General features: G+C 70.1%; 2 protein-coding genes (1 of these 2 cut by a window edge). Both read right to left on the minus strand.

Annotated elements, in window-relative coordinates:
- The gene (locus BR47_RS29940; protein ID WP_231506674.1) at positions 1-2,958 is read right to left on the minus strand and encodes an MMPL/RND family transporter; all 2,958 of its coding nucleotides are present in this window, start codon (positions 2,956-2,958) and stop codon (positions 1-3) included.
- A protein-coding gene (locus tag BR47_RS0107090; RefSeq protein ID WP_029119042.1) for a non-ribosomal peptide synthase/polyketide synthase crosses the window boundary here: on the minus strand, positions 2,955-25,572 show its 3' portion. The gene runs 8,321 nt beyond the window's last position; only the last 22,618 of its 30,939 coding nucleotides appear in the window; its start codon lies beyond the right edge, outside the window; the stop codon is at positions 2,955-2,957. Before BR47_RS0107090 ends, BR47_RS29940 begins: the two co-directional genes overlap by 4 nt.

Consider the following 25,572-nt stretch of genomic DNA (forward strand, 5'->3'; position numbering starts at 1 on the left):
CTAGCTCAGGGCGGGCGCCGGGTTCCGCTTGGTCCGCGACGGCCACCAGTTGTACTTGCCGACCAGCACGGCGAGCGCCGGCACCGTGACGGTGCGGACGATGAGGGTGTCGATCAGCAGGCCCACGCCGATGATGAAGCCGCCCTGCACCATCGAGCCGATGCTGCTGAACAGCATGGCGAACATGGGTGCGGCGAAAATCATTCCGGCAGAGGTGATCACGCTGCCGGTGCTGCGCACGGTGCGGATGACGCCCGAGCGGATGCCGTTCGGGGACTCGTCTCGGATCCGGGAGATCAGCAGCATGTTGTAGTCGGCGCCGACGGCCACCAGCACGATGAAGGCCATGCCCGGGGTGCTCGCCGCCATGGGCTGACCGCCGAGGATCTGCAGCACGATGACGCCGATGCCGAGCGACGACAGGCACGAGAGGATCACGGTGCCAACGAGATACAGCGGCGCGACGACGGCCCGCAGCAGCAGCACCAGAATCAGGAAGACCACGATGACGGTCATCAGCACGATGTACCGCAGGTCCTTGTTGAAGTAGTCGCGCAGTTCCGCGTAGTACGGCGTCATGCCCGACATCGCGATCTTGGCGTCCGCCAGCGACGTATTCGCCTGGGCGCCTTGCGCGGCGGCGAGAATCGCCTTGACCTGATCCATGGCCTTGGTGTCGTACGGGTTGAGCTTGGACTCGACCAGGTACCGCGCCGAATGCCCGTCCGGCGACATGAAAACCCGGGCCAGATCCTTGAATTTGTCGTTGCCCAGGATTTCCGGGGAGATGTAGAAGCCCGCGGCTCCCGGCTCGGACGCGTGCAGTTTCATCGCCAGCAGGAATGCCGACGCGTGCGAAAGACCTTCGCCGAGCTGCTTGGTCTGATCGTCGAGGACGCGCAGCCCTTCGGCGATCTTGCGGCTGCCCTCGGCCAGGGCGTTGGCGCCCTCCTGCAGGGCGGCCATGTTCTGCTTCATGCCGCCCGGGCTGCTGGCGCCGCCACTGCCGCCGGCACCGCCAAGGGAGCGAAGGGCTTTGGCCGCGGAATCCAACGACGGCTGCATCTTGTGCAACCCGTCCGAGAGCCGCTGCAGTTGGTCGCGCTGCCCCGCACAATCCGGATCGGCATCGCAGCCGGGGTTGTCCTTGCGCTGCTGCAGCAGCGCATCGGCCATGGCGACCATGTCCTGGAAGTTCTGGCTGCCCGACCGCGGCGGGATGTTCGGCACGTCACCGGAATTGCGCACGCTGTCCAGCTGCCGCTGCGCGTCCTGGAATTCCTGCGAGCTCTCCAGCTGGTCCTTGATGCTCGCCATGCTCTTGTTCAGGTTGTCGAGCACGCCCATGGTCTTGGTCAGCTGTGTGCGCACGGTGGCCAGGCTGTCGGCGAGCTTGCCCGCGCCGCCGACCAGAGCCTGTCGTTGGTCGACACTGCCGTTGATCTTGTTGGTGGCTTCCGCGAGTTTGTCGCCGATCTCGCCGGCCTGGTAACTCAGCGTCGCCTGTTCCAACGGGGCGCCGGTGGGCCGGGTGACGCCGCGGACGGCGGCGATATCGGGCAGCTGCGCGACGCGCTGCGCCATCTGTTCGAGGTCGGCGAGGCCCTTGGTCGTCCGCAGGTCGTGCGGCGACTGGACGAAAAGGTACTGCGGCGCCGTCACACTCGCCGGGAAGTGCCGCTCGATGGCGGCCATGCCGATATTGCTCTCCGCCGACGCGGGCAGCGCCGTGCGGGCGTCGTAGCTGGTGTGCAGCCAGCCGACGCCGGCGGCGAGCGCGATCAGCACGACGAGGCTGCCGACCAGATGCACCACGGGGCGCCGCACGATGTTGATGCCGGACCGGTGCCAGAAGCGGCTGGTCAATTCCTTGCGAGGCCTGGCCCAGCCGCGCCGCCCGACGAGCGTCAGGATCGCCGGCAACAGCGTGATCGACGACAGGAACGCCACCGCGATCGTGACCGCCAGCGCCGGGCCGGTGGTCGAGAAAACCTTCAGGCTGGTGAAACTCATGCCCAGGAACGTCACCGCGACGGTGGCCGCCGACGCCGCGATCACCTTGCCGATGGCGGTCAGCGCCCGCGCCACGGCCTCATCGGAATCGAGTCCCTGCCTGAGGTATTCGTGGTAGCGGCTGATCAGGAAGACGGCGTAGTCCACGCCGGCGCCGATCATCATGGCGCTCATGAACACGACGGTCTGCTGCGAGATGGGCAGACCCCACGTCGCCAGGGCTGCCACGCCCTGTGTCGCGGCGGCCTGCGACACCGTGATGGTCGCCAGCGGCACCAGGATGGTGACGATATTGCGGTACACCACAAAGAGAATCAGCAGCACCATGACGACCGTGGCGGTCTCGATGACTCGCAGATCACGCAACCCGAGCTGTTCGCGTTCGGCGACTGTGGCCGTCAGGCCCGTCATGTGGACCGTCAGGGTCGAGCCGGAGACGGTGTGGTCGACGATGCCGACGACGCGTTTGTACGCCTCGCTGGACTCAGGCGACCCGAGCTCACCCCGGATACCGACCGGGATGAACCACGCCTTGTTGTCCTTGCTGGCCAACACTTCTCGCATCGGCGGCTGCGAGATGAAGTCCTGCACCATCACCACGTCGGCGGTGTCGCGGTGCAGGCTGTCGACCAGGGTGCGGTAGACGTCTTCGTCGGCCTTGGTCAGGCCGTTCTCGTCGGTGAGGACCACCAGCGCGATGTTCTGGATTCCGGGTTCATGGAACGCGGAAGTCATGTCCCGGGTCGCCGCCATGACCGCGGAATTGCTCGGCAGCAGCTCCTGGTTCCTGTCGCTCGCCAGCTTCATCAGCGGCGGCACGGCCGCCGACAGCGCCACGACGAGCAGCAGCCAGGCGCCGATCACGGCCCAGGGCCGGCGTAGCACCAATCGCGCCAGCAGCTCGAAAGCCCCGGCGAACACACCCTTGCCCGACCGAGCTATCACGTTGCCTCACCGCTCAGATACCTGCCGTACTCGGCAAGCGCTTCGACGGTCAGCATCTCATGGTGCCCGCGCCGCACCTCGTGCACCGTGACGGTGCCGGCCACGTGCGGGCGCCAGCTCTGTGCGAGGAAGGCGCCGCGAGCGTCGTCGCCTCGGGCGGCCGCGATCACCACGACATCTCCGTCGAACCGCCCGGCCTCGTGCTCCCGGTACAGCGCGACGTTGGTGTCGAAGTTGCGCACCAACAGGTCCATCAAGCCGTCGTCCACGATGCCGGCCAACTGGTCCCGGTCGACCGCCTGGTTCGCGACGCGCAGGCTCGGCTCGGCGTCGAGCAGTACCAACCGAGCGACAGGGACGCCGCGCCGCTGCAGCTCGACCGCGACGGCATGCGCGACGACACCGCCGAACGACCACCCCAGCAGGTGGTACGGACCGGACGGCTGTGCGGCCTGAATCCGGTCGGCGTACGTCGCCGCCATGTCCCTCAGCGATCCCGGGGTGTCCGTGGCCGGCTGCTGAATGCCGACGATCGGACCGTCGACGTAGCCGCCGAGCACCTGGTACGGCCAGCTGATGCCGCTGACCGCGTGCAGGCAGAACAGTGGGACGCCCGTACCGGTCCCCAGCACCTGCACCGGTGCGATCTCCGGCCCGGCCGCGCCGTCCTTCGTCAGCCGCTCGGTGAGCGCCTGCACCGTGGGTGCCTCGAACACCGTCGTCACCGACAGCTCGATGCCGAGGTCGGCGCGGACGGCCGCGACGAGGCGCATCGCCGAGATGCTGTCGCCGCCGAGGTCGAAGAACGACTCGTCCACGCCGACCCGCTCGACGCTGAGGACCCGGCCGTAGACGGCGGCCAGCGCGACCTCGGTGGCCGTGCGCGGAGCCAGGTGGGCGCCCGCGCGGTATTCGGGTGCGGGCAGCGCGCGGACATCGAGCTTGCCGTTGGTCGTGACCGGCAGCGCCGGCAGCGCGACGATGGCGGCCGGGACCGCATGGGCCGGCAGCAGGTCGGCGAGCTGAGCGCGCAATGCCGCGGGATCGGCGGTGCCGGTGATGTATCCGACGAGGCGTTTGTCGCCGGCGCGGTCCTCGCGCACGATCACCGCCACCTGGTCCACGCCGTCGAGCGCCGCCAAAACCGTTTGTACTTCGCCGAGTTCGATGCGGAAACCACGAATCTTGACCTGCTCGTCGGCCCGGCCGACGTAGTGCAGCCGGCCGTCGTCGTCCCAGCGCACGAGGTCGCCGGTGCGGTACATCCGCTCCCCCACACCGCGGAACGGGCAGGCGACGAACCGGCCGGCGGTCAGCTCCGACCGGCCGGCGTAGCCGACGCCCACGCCGGCACCCGCGACGTACAGCTCACCGACAATGCCCGCGGGAACCGGGCGCAACCAGCCGTCCAGCACGAACAACGCCGTGCCGGGTACCGGCGTGCCGATCGGTACCGAACGCCCGCCGGCTGTCAGCGGTTCGGTCACCGCCGCGTACACCGTGGTCTCGGTGGGGCCGTAGGCGTTGATCACGGTGTGCCCGCACGCCGTCCAGCGGTCGACCAGATCGGCCGGGCACGCCTCGCCGCCGAGCAGCAGAGCCAGTGGCGCCAGCGCGTCGGGCACCAACGCGCCTGCTGCGGAAGGGGTTTGGGTGAGCACGTTGACGTGCTCGGCCACGAGCAGGCGCTGGAATTCGTCCGGGCTCGCGGTCACGGCCTCCGGCACGATCACCAGTCGGCCGCCGTGCAGCAGCGCGGCCCAGATCTCCCATACCGAGAAGTCGAACGCGTACGAATGGCACTGCGTCCACACCGGGTCAGCAGGCAGGCCCGCGAGTCGTACCCCGAACTGCCGGGCCACGTTGCGGTGCGCCACCGCAACTCCCTTGGGCACACCGGTGGTACCGGAGGTGTAGATCAGGTACGCGATGCTGTCGGCATCCGGGTCCGGAAGCCTTGTGGCGGGCCCGTTTTCACCGGCGGAGCCGATGACGATCGGGCCGTGGAACGCGCCGAGCCGGCCGGCCAATTCTGCGGTGGTGACGGCGACGCTCGGTGCCGCGTCGGACAGCAGGAACGTGAGCCGCTCCGCCGGCAGTGCCGGATCGATCGGCAGGTACGCCGCCCCGGTCTTGAGGACCGCGAGGATCGCCACGACCGCGTCGATCGACCGGGGGAACAGCAGTGCCACGGTCTGGCCAGGACCGGCGCCGGCGTCGATCAGCCGGTGCGCCAACCGGTTCGAGGCCGCGTCGAGGTCGCGGTAGGTCAGCGCGCCGTCCGGTCCGGTGAGCGCGACAGCATCCGGGGTGCGGTCGACCTGGGCGGCGAAAAGTGCCGGAATCGATGCGGGTACGTCGGCTGTGGCGGCGCGGTTGCCGATCCGGTCCAGCTGCGAGCGCTCCTCGGCGGCAAGCAGATTCACCGACGCGAGCCGCCCGCTGGGCACGGTGGTCATCGCGACCAGCACGCGTTCGAACCGCTCGACGAGCCTGTCGATGGCGGCTGCATCGAATACCGCGGTGTCGTACTCGAGGCGCAGGCCGAGTTCTTCGCCCGGCATGGCCTGCACCGTCAACGGATAGTGGTTCTGCTCATGGCTGCTGAACTCGGTGATGGTCAGGTCCCCGACGCCGCCTGACGCGGCGGCACCCAGCGGGTAGTTCTCATACGCGAACAGCGTGTCGAAAAGCCGGTCCTGACCGGTGATCCGGTGCATCTCGGCGAGTGACAGATGCTGGTGGTCGAGCGTGCGGTTGTGCGCATCCTGCATCTGGTCGAGCAGTTCGGCCACGGTGGTGACCGCGGTCGCGGTGGCGCGTACCGGCACGGTGTTGATCATCAGGCCGACCATCTCGTCCGCCCCGGCCACGTCGGTCGGGCGGCCCGACACCGCGGTTCCGAACACCACATCGTGGCGGCCGGTCAGCTGCATGAGCAGCTGCGCGTAGGCGGCCTGCAGGACCACGTTGACGGTGGTGTGGCGCGCCCGCGCCAGTTCTGCGACGGCGTGTGTGGTTTCGGCCGACAGCGCAGCGGATTTCACGCCGCGACCACCCGATGCGGACCGCGCTGCGACCAGTGTCGGGGTGTCGACACCCGCCAGCACCTCGGCCCACGCGATGCGTGCGGCATCGAGATCCCGATCGGCGAGCCACGTGACGAAGCGGCGGTACGGAACCGGCGCAGGCAGCCGGTAACCGTGATAGCCCGCGAAGATCTCGCGAAGCAGGACCGGCAGTGACCAGCCGTCCATCACGACGTGGTGGTTGGTGAGCACCAACCGGTGCCGGTGTTCGCCGGTGCGGATCAATGCAACCCGGAACGGCGGCTGGTCGCTGAGGTCGCACACCGCGGCACGCTCGGCGGCGCAAATGTGCGTGACCTCGTCGTCGGCTGCGTCCAGCACCCGCCAGGCAACGTCGGGCGCCGCCGGGATGACCTGCACATCGAGTCCGGCGTAGAAACGGGCCGCGATGTTCGGGTGCCGCTGCACCACCGTCTGCACGGCGGTCCGCAGCTGCTCCGCGTCGAGGGGACCGGCGAGTGTCAGATCCAGTTGCACCGCATAGAGATCGGCGTCGGCGCCCAGCTGTGCGGCGTGGAAGAGCAGACCCTGCTGCAGCGGCGTCACCGGCAGGATGTCGGCGACGGGGTGCGTGCGCTCCAGCTCGTCGATCTGCTGCTGGCTCAGGCGGGCCGGTGCGATATCCGACGGCGTCAGACCGCCGCCGCCCGCACGCACCAGGGCGCAGATGCCGGTCAGCGCGTCGAACCACAGGCGGCTGAGCCGCTCGACCTGGTCGCCGTCGAGCGCCGACGGCGCCCAGGTCCAATTGGCGTGCAGCTGCGGGCCGGCGTCGGTGTCGACTGTGCCGGCGTTGAGCTCGAGAGTGTGCATCAGCGGCATCGGTACCGCGGTCGCCAGACCGGTGACCTCAGCTGCTGCCGCACCGTCCCGGCCGACCTGCCACAGCTCGTCGGACAGCTCGGACCCACCACCGAGGCGGCCCAGGTAGTTGAATCCGATTGCCGGGTCGTCGGTTTCGAGATCGACGTCGTCGTTGAGGTAGCGCAGCAGGCCGTAGGTCAGGCCGTCGGGCAGTGCGCGCAGCTGCTCCTTGGCGTCCTTGAGCACCGCGCCCAGGGCGGCATCACCGGAGGCCACCTGGGTCCAGGAGAGGTCCCCGACCGTGACGGCCATCGGGTACTTGGTGGTGAACCAGCCGACGGTGCGCGACAGATCGACGTTCTCGGTGATCTCGTCATGCCGGCCGTGGCCTTCCACGTCGATGCCGATGGTGCGGCCACTACCGGCGAATTCGGCTATCGCCAAGGCGAATCCGATCAGCAGGACGTCGTTGATGCCGGCGTGGAACGCCGCCGGTGCCTCCCGTAGCAGCGTCTGCACGGTGTCGACGTCGTCCAGCGTCACCGAGAGCTGCCCGGCCGTGGCGAAGGTGTCCCGCTCCGGCTGCACGGCGGGCAACAATGCGGGCGTCGCCGCTGCCTGTCGCCAGGCGTCCGCCTGCGCAACCACCTCGGGCGCCGCCGCGTGTTCGACGAGGACCTGCGCCCAGCGCTGGAACGACGTGCCGCTCGCCGGCAGTTCGACGGGCTGCCCCGCGCGGGACTGCAGCCACGCGACGTTCAAGTCCTCCAACAGGATTCGCCACGACACGCCGTCCACCGCGAGGTGGTGGATGATCAGCACGAGCTGACGCGCCGGCGCCACCCACAGCGCGCTGAGCATCACGCCGGCCGCCGGATTCAGCCGCGACCGTGCCGCGATGACCGCGTCTTCGGTCAGCTCGTCAACCGTGTGCAGGCAGTCCCTGGCATCGACAGCGCCCGCGTCGGGCACCTGCAGCGACCAGTCGGCGTCGGCCCGCAGCCGTAGCATGGCGTGCCGGTCCACCAAGGCCTGCAACAGGATTGCGACGTCGGCCTCGGTGACGCCCGCCGGGGCCTGCACCACCATGGTCTGGTTGAACTGATCCGTCGGCCCGTCCACGCGTGCCAGCCACCGCATGATCGGTGTGGGGACCACCGGGCCGACCCCGGCGTCGGCTACATCGGCAGTGTCGCCGACGGTTTCGACCACCAGGGCCAAGCGCGCCACCGTCTGCTCGACGAAGACGTCGCGCGGACGGCAGCTCAGACCGGCCGCCCGCGCCCGGGCCACCACCTGCATCGACATGATGCTGTCGCCGCCCAGTTCGAAGAACGAGTCGTCCACGCCGACCCGGTCGACGCCGAGGACGTCGGCGTAGACCGCGGCCAGCGTCTCCTCGACCGGGGTTCGCGGCGCCCGGTACTGATCGGCATTGCCGTACGTCGGGGCCGGGAGCGCGCGGCGGTCCAGCTTGCCGTTCGGCGTCAGCGGCAGCGTCGCCATCGCGACCACGACGGCCGGAACCATGTACGCCGGAAGATGTTTGGCCACCGCGGTCCGCGCCTCGGCCGGGTCGGCGGTACCGGTGATGTAGCCGACGAGTCGCTTGTCGCCGGGACGGTCCTCGCGCACGATCACCGCGGCCTGGCGGACGCCGGCGAGACCGGCTAGGGCCGTTTGCACGTCGCCCAGTTCGATGCGGTAGCCGCGAATCTTGACCTGTTCGTCGGCACGGCCGAGGTACTGCAGCTGGCCATCGGCGCCCCACCGGACGAGGTCGCCGGTGCGGTACATGCGTTGTCCCGGGGCGCCGAACGGGCACGCCACGAAGCGCGATGCGGTCAGCCCGCCGCGCCGCACGTATCCGGCCGCGACACCCGAGCCGGCGACGTACAACTCGCCGACCACGCCGACCGGTACGGGGCGCAGCCGCTCGTCCAGGACGAAGGACGCCGCGCCCGACACCGGCGTGCCGATTGGTACGACGGACGAACCCGCGGTGAGCGGCGCGCTGACCGCGGCGTAGATGGTGGCCTCGGTGGGGCCGTAGGCGTTGAGCATGACGCGGCCCGCTCGGGTGCCGTCGGTCGCCCACCGGTCGACGAGCTCGGGCGGGCAGGCCTCGCCCGCGACCACCAGCGACGTCGACTCCAGCCCCGCCGGCGACAACATCATTGCGGCGGAGGGGGTTTGCGTCAGCATCGTGACACCCTCGGTGACCAACAGCTCGTGCAGTTCTTCCGGCGAGCGGGCGACCGTCTCGGACACCACGACCAGACGCCCGCCGTGCAGCAGGGCCCCGAAGATCTCCCACACCGACACGTCGAAGGCCAGCGAGTGCCACTGGCTCCATACGCGTGCCGTCGGCAGTTGGTCTTTCAGCTCACCCAGCAGCCCCACCACGTTGCGGTGTGTGATGGCAACACCCTTGGGTACACCGGTGGTGCCCGAGGTGTAGATCAGGTACGCGACGTCACCCGCGTCCGGCGCCGGAGGCGTTGTGGCGGGCTGGTTCTCGATGTCGGTGTCGGCGACGTCGAGGACCGGCCGGTCGAATCCGGCCAAGCGCTCGGCCAGATCGCCGGTGGTGACGGCGGCGACCGGCGCGGCGTCGCCGAGCATGAACTCGATGCGCGCCGACGGCAGTGCGGGGTCGATCGGCAGGTACGCCGCCCCGGCCTTGAGGGCCGCGAGGATCGAGACGATGGCGTCGGCCGAGCGGTGGAACAGCAATGCCACCGTCTGTCCCGGACCGGCGCCGAGATCGATCAACCTGTGCGCCAACCGATTTGCCGCCGAGTCCAGTTCCGCATAGGTCAGGGTCCGGCCCTGCCAGGTGAGCGCCCCCGCGTCGGGTGTGCGGGCCACCTGGGCGGCGAAAAGCTCGGGGAGGGAGACGGCTGCCCCGGCCGGCGCGGTGAGCACCGCACGATGCCCGAGCTCGTCGAGGCGGTCCTGTTCGGCGGCGTCGACGAGACTCACCGACGACAGCGCCTGCCGCGGTTCAGCCGTCATGTCCGCCAGCAGCAGCTCCATCCGGTTGACCAGTGCGGCAACGGTTTCGGCGTCGAACACGTCGGTCCGGAATTCCACCTCACCGCCGATGCCGGCGGGTGCACCTGTCGCGGTCCAGCGTTCGGACAGCGAGAAGGTCAGGTCCATGCGGGCGGACTGGGTGCCCAGCGGGATCGACGTGACGTCGACACCCTTCAACCCGGAGCCGGCGGCGGGGTCGGTCAGGCCGGTGAAGTTCTGCCACGACAGCATGACCTGCACCAGCGGATGGTGGGTGAGGCTGCGGGCGGGGTTCAGCCGCTCCACCAACAGCTCGAACGGCACGTCCTGGTGCTCGAAGGCCTCCAGGCTGCGGCTGCGGACCTGGTTCAGCAGGTCGGTGAATGTCGGGTCGCCGGTCAGGTCGGCACGCAGCACGAGGGTGTTGACGAAGAAGCCGACGAGATCGTCGAGTGCGGGATCGCGTCGTCCGGCGATCGGGAAGCCCACGGCGACATCGGCATTCGCACTGACCTTGGCCAGCAGCGCAAGGAGCGCGGCCTGCACGACCATGAAGGTCGTCGCGTTGTGCTCCCGGGCCAGCCGGGCCACCTGCTCCTGCAACTCGGCGGGCCACTGCACGGCGACCGTGGCGCCGGCCATGTCGGCCACCAGCGGGTACGGCCGGTCGGTGGGCAGCTGCACGCGCTCGGGCAGTCCGGCCAGCGCGTCCTCCCAGTACGCCAGCTGCGCCGCCACCCGGCTGCCGCTGTCGTCGAGATGGCCGAATTGTGCGCGCTGCCAGAGCGTGTAGTCGATGTACTGCACCGGTAGCGGTGCCCAGTCGGGCGCCTGTCCGGCGCAGCGGCTGGCGTAGGCCAGTCCCAGGTCGGCGACCAGCGGCCGCAGCGACCAGCCGTCGGCGGCGATGTGATGCACCACGGCCACCAGGACGTGTTCGTCGTCCCCGACACGGAAGAGGCGCGCCCGCAACGGGATATCGACGGCCAGGTCGAAGGTGCTCCGCGCGGTCACCTCGAGGGCGTCGTGCAGCCGGGTCTCGGACCACTGCGTGGCATCGACGACATCCCAGCCGAAATCGGCACGCGCCGCGGGGATCACGACCTGCTGGGGCGTGCCGTCGGGCGCGGTGAGCAGCGTGCGCAGGCTCTCGTGGCGGCCGACGACGTCGGACAGCGCAGCGCCGAGGGCTTCGACGTCGAGTGGTCCATCGATCCGCAGGGCCGTCGCCATGTTGTAGACCGGCGAGGGTCCCTGCACCTGGTCGACGAGCCACAATCGGTTCTGCGCGAACGACAGCGGCACCACGTCGGGGCGCTCGGCCACAGTCAGCGGTTGCAGACCACGCTCACCCGTGACGATTCGCGGCGCCAGCTGGGCAATGGTGGGCGCCTCGAAGACCGCGCGGACCGGCAGGTCGACGTCCAGTGCGGAGTTGATCGCCGCGACCAGCCGCATCGTCGACAGTGAGTCGCCGCCGAGATCGAAGAACGAGTCGTCGACGCCCACCCGCTCGATGCCGAGCACCTGTGCGTAGACGCCGGCCAGGATCTCCTCGGTGAGGCTGCCCGGCGCCCGGTACACGCCCGCAACGTATTCCGGTTCCGGCAGCGCGCGGGTGTCGAGCTTGCCGTTGACCGTGACGGGAAGTTCCGGCAGGCCGATGACGGCCGCCGGGACCATGTAGCCCGGCAGGCGCTGCGCCAGCGCGGCGCGCACCCCCGCCGGATTCACCGACCCGACGACGTAACCGACCAGGCGCTTGCCGCCGGCCTCGTCCTCGCGGGTGATCACCACCGCCTGCTCGACACCGGCCACCGCCGCCAGGGCAGACCGCACTTCACCCAGTTCGATGCGATGGCCGCGGATCTTGACCTGTTCGTCGGCGCGGCCGAGGTAGCGCAGCTGCCCGTCGGGACCCCAGCTTGCCAGGTCGCCCGTCCGGTACATGCGCGTTCCGGGCGCGCCGAACGGGCACGCCATGAAACGTGTTGCGGTCAAGGCGGATCGGCCCCAGTAGCCGACCCCGACGCCGCGGCCCGCCACATAGAGTTCGCCGATCGCGCCCGGCCGCACCGGCCGCAGCCACTCGTCGAGCACGAACAGCGCGGCACCCGGGACCGGCGAACCGATCGGCGGCGCACCGGATCCCGGCGCCAGCGGCGTGCTCTTGGACACCCACATGGTCGTCTCGGTCGGCCCGTAGACGTTGAGCATGACGCGTCCCGGCGCCCACCGGTCCACCAGTTCCGGCGGGCACGCCTCGGCACCGATCAGCAGGGCCATCGACCCCAGGCCCTGCGGCGACAGCAGACTGACCGCGGACGGGGTCTGTGCGAGCACCGTGACGCCCTCGCGAACGAGCAAGGCGTGGAACTCATCCGGCGAGCGGACCACCGTGTCGGGCACCACCACCAGGCGCCCGCCGTGCAGCAGGGCCGCCCAGATCTCCCACACCGAGAAGTCGAACGAGTACGAGTGGAACTGCGCCCACACCTGCCCGGGTGCCAATTCGACCCCGATGTCCAGCCCCGCGAAGAGCTGCGTGACGTTGCGGTGCGTGACGGCGACGCCCTTGGGCTGCCCGGTGGTTCCGGAGGTGTAGATGATGTGCGCGATGTCGTCAGGGCGCGGTCCCGAAATCACTGTGGCAGTCCCGTTTTCCCGACCGGATACGGCCGCCGCATCCAGCACCGGCGTACCGAGACCTGACATGTCGGCGACCAGTTCGGTGGTCGTGAGCAGCAGCACCGGCGACGCGTCGGCGACCATGAACTCGACGCGTTCCGCGGGCAGTGCGGGGTCGATCGGCAGGTACGCCGCGCCGGTCTTGAGCACCGCGAGGATCGCGATGACCGCGTCGGCCGAGCGGGGGAACATCAGCGCCACGCTCTGTCCCGGGCCCGCGCCGCGGGCCGCCAACGCGCGCGCCAACCGGTCCGCGGTGTCGTTCAGCTCCCGGTACGTCCAGGCCGAGTCCTGGTAGGTCAGGGCCACCGCATCGGGGGTGCGAGCCACCTGCGCGGCGAACAGTTCCGGAACCGTTTGCCCGGCAACGGGTTCGGTCAGGACGGCGCGCCCGCTCCAGCGGTCCACCGTGGCCCGCTCGTCCGGCCCGAGGGCGTCGATCGCCGACAGCGGCCGGCCCGGATCGGCGGCCATGGCCGCCAGCGCGGTCTGCAGCCGCTCGACCATCGCCGCGATGTCGGCCGTATCGAACACCGTCGTGTCGTATTCGACGCGGATGGTCAGCTCGCGGCCCGGCTGCGCCTGCACGGTCAGCGGGTAATGCGTGGATTCGTGGGTGGCGACATCGGTGACGGCCAGCTCGGCATCGCTCGACAGGGCCGCGGTGTCGACGGGGTAGTTCTCGAACGCGAACAGCGTGTCGAACAGCTGGTCCTGACCGGTGATGCGGTGAATGTCATTGAGCGCCAGGTACTGGTGGTCCAGCGTCTCGTTGTATCCGTCCTGCAGCTGATCGAGCAGCTCGGCCGCCGTGGTGGTCGCGGTGAGGTTGGCGCGGACCGGGACGGTGTTGATGAACAGGCCCACCATCGATTCGACGCCGGAGACCTCCGCGGGTCGGCCGGAGACCGTCGTGCCGAACACCACGTCGTGGCTGCCGGTGAGCCAGCACAGGAGCTGGGCGTACGCGGCCTGCAGCACGGTGTTGACGGTGGTGTGCCGGGCCCGCGCCAAATCGGCCACCGCCGTGGCGATTTCCGCCGGGAGCGTGACGGTCTCGACGCCGCGCGGCCCCGATTCCGTGCGGCCGGCGGGGGCGACCAAGGTGGGCGTATCGAGGCCGCGGAGCAGCTCACCCCATGCCGCGGTGGCCGCGCCGTGGTCCCGGTCGGCCAGCCAGCCCACGTAGTTGCGGTACGGCGTGGCCGGCGGGAGCCGGTGACCGTGATAGCCGGCGAAGATCTCCGCCAGCAGGATCGGCATCGACCAGCCGTCGAGCACGATGTGGTGGTTCGTGAGCACGAACCGGTACCGGTCAGGTGCCACCCGGATCAACGCGGCCCGGAAGACCGGCCCTGCACCGAGGTCACATACCGCCGCACGCTCGGTCGCGCGGATGTGTGCCACCTGCGCGTCGCTGTCGAGTTCCAGGTATTGCCAGCCGATTTCGGGCTGGGCCGGGATGACCTGGACCGGCTGGCCGAACCTGGAATGGAAGCCCGCCACCAGATGCGGATGGCGGGCGACCGCGGCACACACGGCGGTGTGCAGCCGGACGGCGTCGAGCCGGCCGGTGACGCCGATGTCGAGCTGTCCGGCGTACAGGTCACCGCCACTCTGGGCGGTGGTTGCGTGGAAGAGCAGGCCCTCCTGCACCGGGGTCAGGGGCAGTACGTCGGCGACGCCGCCGCACCGTTCCAGGTCATCGAGCTGCTGCTGGTTGAGTCGGGCCGGCGCGATGTCGGACGGTGTCAGGCCACCGCCGCCGTCCGAGACGTGGGCGCAGATTCCGGACAGCGCCTCGAACCACAACCGGCTCAGGCGCGTCACCTGTTCCGCGTCGAGTGCCGACGGCGCCCAGGTCCAATTGGCATGCAGCCGTGGACCGTCCGGCGTCTCGGCGGCGCCGGCCCCCAGTTCCAGGGTGTGCATGAGCGGCATGGGGATCGCCATGGCCGCGGTGGACGTGCGGTCCCCGATGCGCCAGAGGTCCTCGGACAGTTCGGCGGTGCCACCCTGGCGCCCGAGGTAGTTGAAGCCGATGGCCGGATCATTGCCGTCCACAACGGGATTCAGGTACCGCAGCAATCCGTAGCTGAGCGGGTCCGGCAGTGCCCGGAGCTGCTCCTTGGCGTCCTTGATGACGGCGCCCAGCGCCGCGTCACCGGCGATCACCTGTGCCCAGCTGATGTCCCCGAGGGTGATCGAAACCGGGGACTTGGTGGTGAACCAGCCGACTGTGCGGGTCAGGTCGATGTCGGAGCCCAGGTCTTCATGACGCCCGTGCCCCTCGACATCGATGCCGATCGTCCCGCCGTGCTCTCCCGCGAATTCCGCCAGCGCCAAGGCGAATCCGATGACCAGGATGTCATTGATCCCGGCGTGGAACGCCGCGGGCACTGCGCTCAGCAGCGTCGTGGTGGTCTCGGCGTCGAGTTCGGCGGCCAGGTGTCCCGCGGCGGCAAAGGTATCGACAGCGGGCTGCACGGCGGGCAACACAGCCGGTGCCTGCGTGATCCGCTGCCAGGCCGCGGCGTGACCGGCGACGTCATCCGTGTGGGCGTGCTCGGCGAGCACCTCCGCCCACCGCCGGAACGAGGTGCCAACCGCCGGCAATGCCACGGGCTGTCCGGCCCGGTGTTGCACCCACGCGATGTTCAGGTCTTCCAACAGGATTCGCCACGACACGGCGTCGACCGCCAGGTGGTGGATGACGATCGCGAGTTGCCGGCTGTCAGCCACCCACAGCGCGCTGAGCATCGCCCCGGCAGCGGGATTGAGCTGCGCGCGCGCCGCGGCCAACGCGTCGTCGGACCAGGTGTCGGCGGTGTGCAGGCAAGCGCGTGCAGCCACGGCGCCGGCCTCGGCGGTGCTCAACCCGCCGTCCTCATCGACACGCATCCGCAGCGTGGCGTGGTGATCGAGCAGGGCCTGCAACAGGATTACCGCGTCCGCCTCGGTGGCGTGCGCCGGGGCCTGCACCACGACGGTCTGATTGAACTGGTCGGTGGGGCCGTCGACGGTGCGCAGCCATTCGATGATCGGGGTGGCCGGTAGCGGCCCGACACCCGAATCGGCTTCCGCGCCGGAGTTTTCGCTCACCTCGACCACCCGGGCCAGCCGGGCGACGGTCTGCTCGACGAACAGGTCCTTGGTCCGGCAGGTCAGGCCTGCCGCCCGCGCGCGGGTCACGACCTGCATCGACGAAATGCTGTCGCCGCCGAGGTCGAAGAACGAGTCGTCCACGCCGACACGCTCGACACCGAGCACCGCGGCGTAGATGCCGGCGAGTATTTCCTCGATCGCGTTGGCGGGCGCACGGTAATCACCCGTGGCGTATTCGGGCGCCGGCAGCGCCCGGACATCGAGTTTGCCGTTGGCGGTCAACGGCAGCTCCGGCACCACGACCACCGCGGCCGGAATCATGTACGCCGGCAACCGGTCTGCCAGCGCGGCGCGAACCGTCTCGGGCTCGGCCGAGCCGGTGAGATAGCCGACGAGTCGCTTGTCCCCCGGGCGGTCTTCGCGGGCGATCACCGCGGCCTGGTCCACACCGTCGACGTCCGCCAGTGCGGCCTGGATATCGCCCAGTTCGATGCGGTAGCCACGGATCTTGACCTGATCGTCGGCCCGGCCCAGGTAATCCAGTTGGCCGTCGGCACGCCACCGCACCAGGTCGCCGGTGCGGTACATGCGGGCCCCGGGCCCACCGAACGGACAGGCGACAAAGCGTCCGGCGGTCAGTCCGCCGCGGCGCAGATAGCCTGCCGCCACGCCGCCGCCGGCGAGGTACAGCTCACCGACGACACCGATCGGAACCGGCCGTAAATGGCTGTCCAGCACGAACGTTGCGCCGTTCGGCACCGGCGAGCCGATCGGCACCGTCGGCTCACCGGGCGTGAGCGGTGCGCTGATCGCGGCATAGATGGTCGCCTCGGTGGGTCCGTAGGCGTTGATCATCACGCGGCCGGCCCAGCGGTCGACCAGATCAGTGGGGCACGCCTCGCCCGCGACCACGAGGGTGACGCCGTCGAGGCCGTCGGCCGAAAGTGCGCCTGCCGCAGACGGAGTCAGGCTCAGTACGCTGACCCGCTCGGCCACCACGAGCGCGTGGAGGTCCTCCGGTGCCCGCGCCACCGACTCCGGCACGACGACCAGCCGGCCGCCGTTCAGCAGCGCACCGAAGATCTCCCACACCGAGACGTCGAAAGCCAGCGAGTGCCACTGGCTCCATACACCGGCGGTCGGCAGGCCCGAGCCTGGTGCGGCGATCAGCTGGGTGACGTTACGGTGCGCGACGGCAACACCTTTGGGGACACCGGTGGTGCCGGAGGTGTAGATCAGGTAGGCGATGTCGTCTGCGGCGGGCCCGGCCAGGGCGGTGTCGGGCTGGGCGGCCCCGGACGGATCGTCCACATCGAGCACCGCGATGTCGAGACCTGAGACCCGGTCCGCCAGGTCGCCTGTGGTGATCACCGCGACCGGCGTCGCGTCCGCGAGCACGAATTCGACGCGCGACGCCGGCAGTGCCGGATCCAGCGGCAGGTACGCCGCGCCGGTCTTGAGTACCGCCAGGATCGCCACGATGGCTTCCGCGGACCGCGGCAGCAGCAGTGAAACCGTCTGTCCCGGACCGGCGCCATGGGTGGCGAGCAGGTGCGCGAACTGGTTGGCCCGTTGATCGAGTTCGCGGTAGGTCAGGGTGTGGCCCGCGCAGCTGAGTGCCTGCGCGTCCGGCGTGCGCGCGACGACCGCGGCGAACAGTTCCGGGATCGACACGTCATGGGCGGGCCGTTCCAGTGCCGCGCGGTTGGCGAGTTCGTCGATGCGCGCGTGCTCGGCGTCGTCGAGCAACCCGACCCTGGACACCGGCGCGGTGGGATCGGCACTGACGGAGGCCAATACGCGCTGTAGCCGCTCGATCAGCGTCTCGATGCTCGCCGCGTCGAAAACGTCGGTGCGATATTCGACGGTCCCCGCGATGCCGGCCGGTGCGCCGTCGTCGGCCCAGCGCTCGCCGAGCGAGAACGTCAGATCCATGCGGGCGGTTTGGGTGTCGACCGGGACCGGCGTCACCTCCAGGTCACCGAGCGTCAGCCCGGCGCCGTGCGCCTGTTGGCCCGGGAGGTTCTGCCACGCCAGCAGCACCTGCACCAGCGGGTGATGCGTCAGGCTCCGCGCCGGGTTGAGCCGCTCGACCAACACCTCGAACGGCACGTCCTGGTTCTCGTAGGCCGCGAGGCTGCGCTGCTGCACCTGCGCCAAGAGGTCGGCGAACGTCGGGTCACCGGACAGGTCGACGCGCAACACCAGGGTGTTGACGAAGAAGCCGACGAGGTCGTCGAGCGCCGGGTCGGTGCGGCCGGCGATCGGGAAGCCCACGGCGACATCGGGGCTCGCGCTGACGGCGGACAGCAGCACGGCCAGGGCCGCCTGCACCACCATGAATCCGGTGGCGTTGTGGTCACGCGCCACCTGCGCGATCTGCTGCTGCAGCTCGGCCGGCCAGTCGATGGCGACGGTCGCGCCGTGCTGATCCGCCACGAGCGGGTACGGCCGGTCGGTCGGCAGTTGCAGCCGCTCGGGCAGCCCCGCCAACGCGTCCTGCCAGTAGTCGAGCTGCGCCGCAATCGGGCTGTCACCGTCGTGCAGATCCCCGAATTGCGCACGTTGCCACAGCGTGTAGTCGACGTACTGCACCGGCAGCTCCGACCACTGCGGTGCCAGTCCGGCGCACCGGCTCGCGTAGGCGACGCCCAGGTCGCGCGCCAGCGGCGTGATGGACCAGCCGTCGGCCGCGATGTGATGCACGGCGGCGACCAGGATGTGCTCGCCGTCGGCAACCCGGAACAGGCTGGCCCGCAAGGGAATCTCGGTGGCGATGTCGAAGGCGTACCGCGCCGCATCGGCTACCGCGGCGTCCAGCCGGCCCGTGGTCCAGCCGGTCGCATCGGTGCTCTCCCAACCGATGTCGGCCTGCGAGGCCGGCAGCACGACCTGCTGCGGTACACCGTCCGGGGCGACGAACACGGTCCGCAGCGCCTCGTGCCGGGCGACGACATCGACCAGCGCGGCGTGCAACGCGTCGGCGTCCAGGTCTCCGGTGAGACGCAGCACCGTGGCGAGGTTGTAGGTCGCGGACGGGCCCTGCAGTTGTTCCAGGAACCACAGGCGATTCTGCGCGAAGGACAACGGGATGACCGCGGGCCGCTCCCCTGCCACCAGCGGGTCCCGCCGCGGGGCGGACGCCCCGACCCGCGGCGCCAGCCCGGCGATCGTGGGCGCCTCGAACACGGTACGCACTGCCAGGTCCGTGTCCAGTGCCGCGTTGATCGCGGCGATCAGGCGCATCGCGGCGATGCTGTCGCCGCCGAGATCGAAGAACGAATCGTCCACGCCGACGCGGCTGTGTCCCAACAGATTCGCGAAGATGCCGGCCAGGATTTCCTCGACGGCGGTTGCCGGCGCCCGGTAGTCGCCCGCCACGTAGTCGGGCGCGGGCAGGGCGCGCGTATCCAGTTTGCCGTTGGCAGTCAACGGCAAACGGTCCAGCGTCATGATCGCCGTCGGCACCATGTAGCCCGGAAGCCGGTGCGCCAGTTCGGCCCGCGCCGCGGCCGGGTCGACCGTGCCGGTCACGTAGCCGACGAGCCGTTTGTCACCCGGCCGGTCCTCACGGGCGATCACGACGGCCTGCTGCACCCCGTCCAGGGCGGCCAAAGCTGTTTGCACGTCGCCGAGTTCGATGCGGTAGCCGCGGATCTTGACCTGTTCGTCAGCGCGGCCCAGATAGGTCAGCTGTCCGTCGGCACCCCAGCGCACCAGGTCGCCGGTGCGGTACATCCGCTGTCCGGGAGCTCCGAACGGGCAGGCCACGAAACGCGATGCACTCAGCCCGGCGCGACCCAGATAGCCGACACCCAGACCGGCACCGGCGACATACAGCTCGCCGATGACCCCGGGCGGCACCGGCCGCAGCGAATCGTCGAGCACGAACAGCGCCGCACCGCCCACCGGCGAACCGATGGGGACGACAGTGGCTTCCGACACCGACTCGGCCGTCAGCGGCGCACTGATCGCGACGCACATCGTCGTCTCGGTCGGCCCGTAGGCGTTGACCATGACGCGACCGCCGGTCGCCCAGTACTGCACCACCTCGGGTGGGCAGGCCTCACCCACCGCGACGAGCGCGGCGTGTTCCAGTCCGGCCGGCGACAATACCGCTGCCGCCGTTGGGGTCTGGGTCAGGACCGTGACGCCTTCGGTCACCAGAGTCTGGTGCAACTCCGCCGACGACCGGGCCACGTCGTCACCGATCACCACGACGCGGCCGCCGCGCAGCAGCGCGCCGAAGATCTCCCACACCGACACGTCGAACGCCAGCGAGTGCGCATGGCTCCACACCCCGGCGGCCGGCAGGCCCGCGTCGAGCGTGCCGAGCAGCTGCGTGACATTGGCGTGCGTCAGCCCGACGCCCTTGGGCACGCCGGTGGTGCCGGAGGTATAGATCAGGTAGGCGAGCGCATCGGCATTCGGCATCGGCAGCGCTGAATCAGCTTGTCCGGCAGCGTCCGCGACCGAGACGACGGCTCCGCTGAAGCCGGACAACAGATCCGGCTCGGTACTGATCGCCGCCACCGGTGCCGCGTCATCGAGGACGAACGCGATGCGCGCCGACGGCCACGTGATGTCGATCGGCAGGTACGCCGCGCCGGCCTTGAGCACACCGAGCATCGCGATGATGGCATCGGTCGAGCGGGAGAGCAGCAGCGCGACAACCGAACCCGGACCGACGCCGTGGTCGGCCAACAGGTGGGCGACGCGGTTCGACGCCACGTCCAGTTCCGCGTACGTCAGCACTGCGCCCGCGTCGGTGACCGCGACCGCATCGGGCACGGCACGGACGTGGGTGGCGAACAGCTCGGGGATCGAGGGCGGACTCGATGGCCGCGTCAAGACGTCCCGGTGGCCGATGGCCTCGATCCGGTCGCGCTCCTGCGGCGTCAGCAGGTCCACGGTCGACAGCGTTCGGCCGGGATCGGCGGTCATGGCCGCCAAGACGGCCTGCATCCGACGCACCAGTGCTTCGACGCTCGCCGCGTCGAACACGTCGGTGCGGAATTCGACGATGCCGCCGATGCCCGCGGGTTCGCCTGTGGCAGTCCAGCGTTCGGACAGCGAGAACGCCAGGTCCATGCGCGCGGCCTGGGTTTCCACCGGCAGCGGGGTGACCGTGAGGTCGCCCAGGGCCAGGCCACCCTCAGTGTCGGTGTGCTGCCACGGCAGGTTCTGCCAGCCGAGCATCACCTGCACCAGCGGGTGGTGCGACAGGGAGCGTGCCGGGTTCAGGCGTTCGACCAGCACCTCGAAGGGCACGTCCTGATGTTCGTAGGCCGCGAGGCTGCGGGCGCGTACCTGCGCCAAAAGCTCTGCAACGGTGGGGTTTCCGGAGAGGTCGACGCGCAGTACCAGGGTGTTGACGAAGAAGCCGACGAGGTCGTCGAGGGCAGGGTCGCGCCGTCCGGCGATCGGAAAGCCGATGGCGACATCGGAACTGGCGCCGAGCTTGGCCAGCATGACGGCCAGTGCGGCCTGCACCACCATGAAGCTGGTCGCGTTGTGTTCGCGTGCGACCCGCGCGATCTGCTGCTGCAACTCGGCGGGCCAGTCCACGTCGATCGTCGCGCCCTGCAGATCGGCGACCGCGGGGTACGGCCGGTCGGTCGGCAGGTCGATCCGGTCGGGGATGCCCGCCAGAGCCTCGGTCCAGTAGGTCAGCTGGGCCGAGACCTCGCTGTCGGGCGCGTCCAGATCGCCGAGTTGCGCACGCTGCCACAACGTGTAGTCGACGTACTGCACGGCCAGCGGCGTCCAGCCCGGCGCCTCCCCGGCACTGCGGCTGACATATGCCGTACCCAGATCGGTGACGAGCGGCTGCAGCGACCAGCCGTCCGCGGCGATGTGATGCACGACTGCCACCAGCAGGTGCTCATCGTCGGCGAGGCGGAACAGGCTGGCGCGCACCGGGATTTCGGTGGACAGGTCGAACACGTACTGTGCGGCCGCACGCACCGCGTCGGTGCGCTGCTCGTCGGTCCAGGCACCGGCGTCGACGACGTCCCAGCCGAGTTCCATCTGGTCGGCGGGAACGACCACCTGTTGGGGCGTGCCGTCGGTCGCCGTGAACACCGTGCGCAGGCTCTCGTGCCGGCCGACCACGTCGGCCAGCGCCGCTCGCAGCGCCGCGGCATCGAGCCGGCCCTGCAGCCGCAGCATCACCGGCATGTTGTAAAGCGCTGACGCACCCTGCAATTGGTCGACGAACCACAGCCGGTTCTGGGCGAAGGACAGCGGGATCGGGTGGGGCCGCTCGACCGCGACCAGTGGCGCGCGCCGCGTCGTACCGTCCCCGATGCGCGCCGCGAGCTGAGCCACCGTGGGCGCCTCGAAGACCACGCGCACCGGCAGCTCGACGTCGAGCGCCGCGTTGATGCCGGCGATCAACCGCATGGTGGACAACGAATCTCCGCCGAGGTCGAAGAACGAATCGTCCGCACCGACCCGCTCGACACCGAGAAGTTCCGCGTAGATGGCCGTCAGGGTTTCCTCGACCGGTCCGGAGGGGGCCCGGTACCGCGCGGCGTCCTGGTAGTCCGGCGCCGGCAGTGCCCGCGTGTCCAGCTTGCCGTTGACGGTGACCGGAAGTGCCGGCACCGCAATGACGGCGGCCGGCACCATGTAGCCCGGCAGCCGGTGCGCCAGCGCGGTGCGCGCATCGGCCGGGTCCGCCGGGCCGACGATGTAGCCGACCAGGCGCTTGTCGCCGGGACGGTCCTCGCGCGCGATCACGGCCGCGTGTTCCACGCCCGGCAGCTCGGCGAGCGCCGAACGGACATCGCCCAATTCGATGCGGTAGCCGCGTACCTTGACCTGCTCGTCGGCACGCCCGAAGTAGTCCAGCTGCCCGTCGGGTCGCCACGACACCAGGTCGCCGGTGCGGTACATGCGCGTGCCCGGTTCCCCGAACGGGCAGGCCATGAAACGCGTTGCCGTCAAGCCGGATCGGCGCCAGTAGCCGATGCCGACGCCGCGGCCGGCGAGGTACAACTCGCCGACGACGCCGGGCGGCACGGGACGCAGCGACTCGTCGAGGACGAAGAACGCCGCGCCCGCCGTGGGCGAGCCGATCGGCGGCGCCCCGGAGCCCGCGGTCAGCGGCAGGCTCTTGCACAGCCACATGGTCGTCTCGGTCGGGCCGTAGACGTTGACCATCGTCCGGCCGGGTGCCCAGCGGTCGACCATCTCGGGCGGGCAGGCCTCGGCACCGATGACCAGGTCGGCCGCGTCCAGCCCGTCGGTGGACAACACCGCTGCCGCCGAAGGGGTTTGGGTGAGGACGGTGACGCGCTCGCGCACCAGCAGGTCGTGGAAGTCGTCGGCGGAGCGCGCCACCGCGTCGGGCACCACCACGAGCCGGCCGCCGTGCAGCAGCGCGCCCCAGATCTCCCACACCGAGAAGTCGAACGCGTAGGAGTGGAACTGCGTCCACACCTGCTCCGGCGAGAGATCGATCCCGATCTCCAGGCCCTGGAACAACTGGACGACGTTGTATTGCGTGACCGCAACGCCTTTGGGTGTCCCGGTGGTGCCCGAGGTGTAGATCAGGTGTGCCACGTCGTCGGGCGCGGGGCCCCGCGGCGGGGTGCTGCGCACGTGAGGAGCAAGAAGGCCGTCAGGCTGCGTCGCCACCCGCGGATCGGCCACGTCGATGACCGTGACGCCGAATCCGTCGAACCGGTCGGCGAACTCGCCGGCCGTCACAACGGCGATCGGTGCGGCGTCACCGAGCATGAACTCGATGCGCGATGCCGGCAGCGCCGGGTCGAACGGCAGGTACGCCGCGCCGGACTTCTGCACCGCGAGAATCGCCACGATCGCCTCGGCCGAGCGCGAGAACAGCAGGGCGACAATCTGTCCCGGCCCGGCGCCCTGCTCGGTCAGCAGGTTGGCCAGCCGGTTCGACGCCTCGTCGAGCTCCCGGTAGGTCAGCGACCGGTCGCCGCAGACCACGGCGACCGCGTCGGGGGTGCGGGCGACCTGGGCGGCGAACACCTCCGGCACCGTCGTCACCACTGCCGGCTGACCCAGCACGGCGCGGTTGCCCCAGCGGTCCAATCGGGCCTGCTCGACGTCGTCGAGCAGATTCACCGACGACAGCCGCTGCTCCGGGTCGGCGCTGAACGCCAACACCATTCGCTCGAATCGGCCGACCAGTGCCTGGATGCTCTCCGCGTCGAAGATGTCGGTGCGGAACTCCACCATCACGTCGAGTCCGTCGGGCTCGCCATCGCCGTCCCAGCGCTCGCCCAGCGAGAACGCCAGATCCATGCGGGCGGTCTGGGTATCGACCGTCAGCGGCGTCACCTGCAGGTCGCCGAGGGCCAGCCCGGCCGCATCGCCGGCCTGCCAGGAGAAGTTCTGCCAGCCCAGCAGCACCTGGACCACCGGGTGATGGGTGAGGCTACGGGTGGGATTCAACCGTTCAACGAGCATCTCGAACGGCACGTCCTGGTGCTCGTACGCCGCCAGGCTCCGCCGGCGGACCTGCGCGAGGAGGTCGACGAACGTGGGGTCGCCGCCCGGGAACTCGCCCAGGTCGACGCGCAGCACCAGGGTGTTGACGAAGAAGCCCACCAGATCGTCGAGTGCGGCGTCGCGCCGGCCCGCGATCGGAAAGCCCACCGCTACATCGGAAGTCGAGCTGATCCGCGCCAGCAGTGCGGCGAACGCCGCCTGGATCACCATGAAGCTGGTCGCGTTGTGCTCACGGGCGACGCGGCGGATCTGCTGCTGCAGGGCGACCGGCCACTGCACCGTCACGCGGGCGCCGTGGTGATCGGCCGTCGGCGGATACGGCCGATCGGTGGGCAGGTCGAGGCGTTCCGGCAGGCCGGCCAGAGTGTCCTGCCAGAAGTCGAGCTGTGCGGCGATGGGCCCGTCGGCATCGTCGAGTTCGCCGAATTGCGCACGCTGCCACAACGTGTAGTCGACGTACTGCACCGGCAACGGCGACCAGTCGGGTGCCCGGCCCGCGCACCGGCTGGCATAGGCCAGGCCGAGATCGCGTACCAGCGGGGTGACCGACGAGCCGTCGGCCGCGATGTGGTGCACCACGACGACCAGGATGTGGTTGTCGTCGGTGACGCGGAAGAGCTTGGCGTGGAACGGAATCTGTGCCGACAGGTCGAACGTGTGCCGGGCTGCCGCACCCACGGCGTCGTCAACTCGATGCGCGGGCCAGCCTGCGGCGTCGATGGTCTCCCACCCGATGTCGGCCCGGTCCGCGGGGACGATCACCTGCTGGGGCGCGCCCTCCGGCGCCACGAACAAGGTCCGCAGGCTTTCGTGGCGGGCCACCACGTCGGCCAGCGCCCGGCCGAGTGCGTCGGTGTCCAGGCGGCCGCGCAGCCGCAGCGCCACGGCCAGGTTGTAGATGGCCGACGGACCCTGCAACTGGTCGAAGAACCACAACCGGTTCTGCGCGAATGACAGCGGGAGTACCTCGGGCCGGTCGCCGGCCTCCAGGGGAGCCAGGCGCGTCGCGTCGCCACCGACGCGCGGTGCCAGCTGCGCCACGGTGGGCGCCTCGAACAGGGCGCGCACCGAAAGGTCCACGGCCAGGCTCGAATTGACCGCACCGATCAGCCGCATCGCGGACAGCGAGTCGCCGCCCAGGTCGAAGAACGAATCGTCCACACCGACGCGCTGCACACCCAGCACCTGGGCGTAGATGTCCGCGAGGATTTCCTCCACCACACCGGCCGGAGCCCGGTAGCCGTCGGTGTCGGTGTATTCGGGCGCCGGCAGCGCCTTGCGGTCGAGCTTGCCCGACGTGGTCAGCGGCATCTCGTCGAGCACCACGATGTGCTGCGGCACCATGTAGTCGGGCAGCCACGCGCTCAGCCGGTTCCGGACGGCGCTGATCTTGGTGCTGCTGTGCGGTTCGTTGGCATGC

The sequence above is a fragment of the Mycobacterium sp. UNC410CL29Cvi84 genome, assembly GCF_000686745.1.
GTDB classification, from domain to species: Bacteria; Actinomycetota; Actinomycetes; order Mycobacteriales; family Mycobacteriaceae; genus Mycobacterium; species Mycobacterium mucogenicum_B.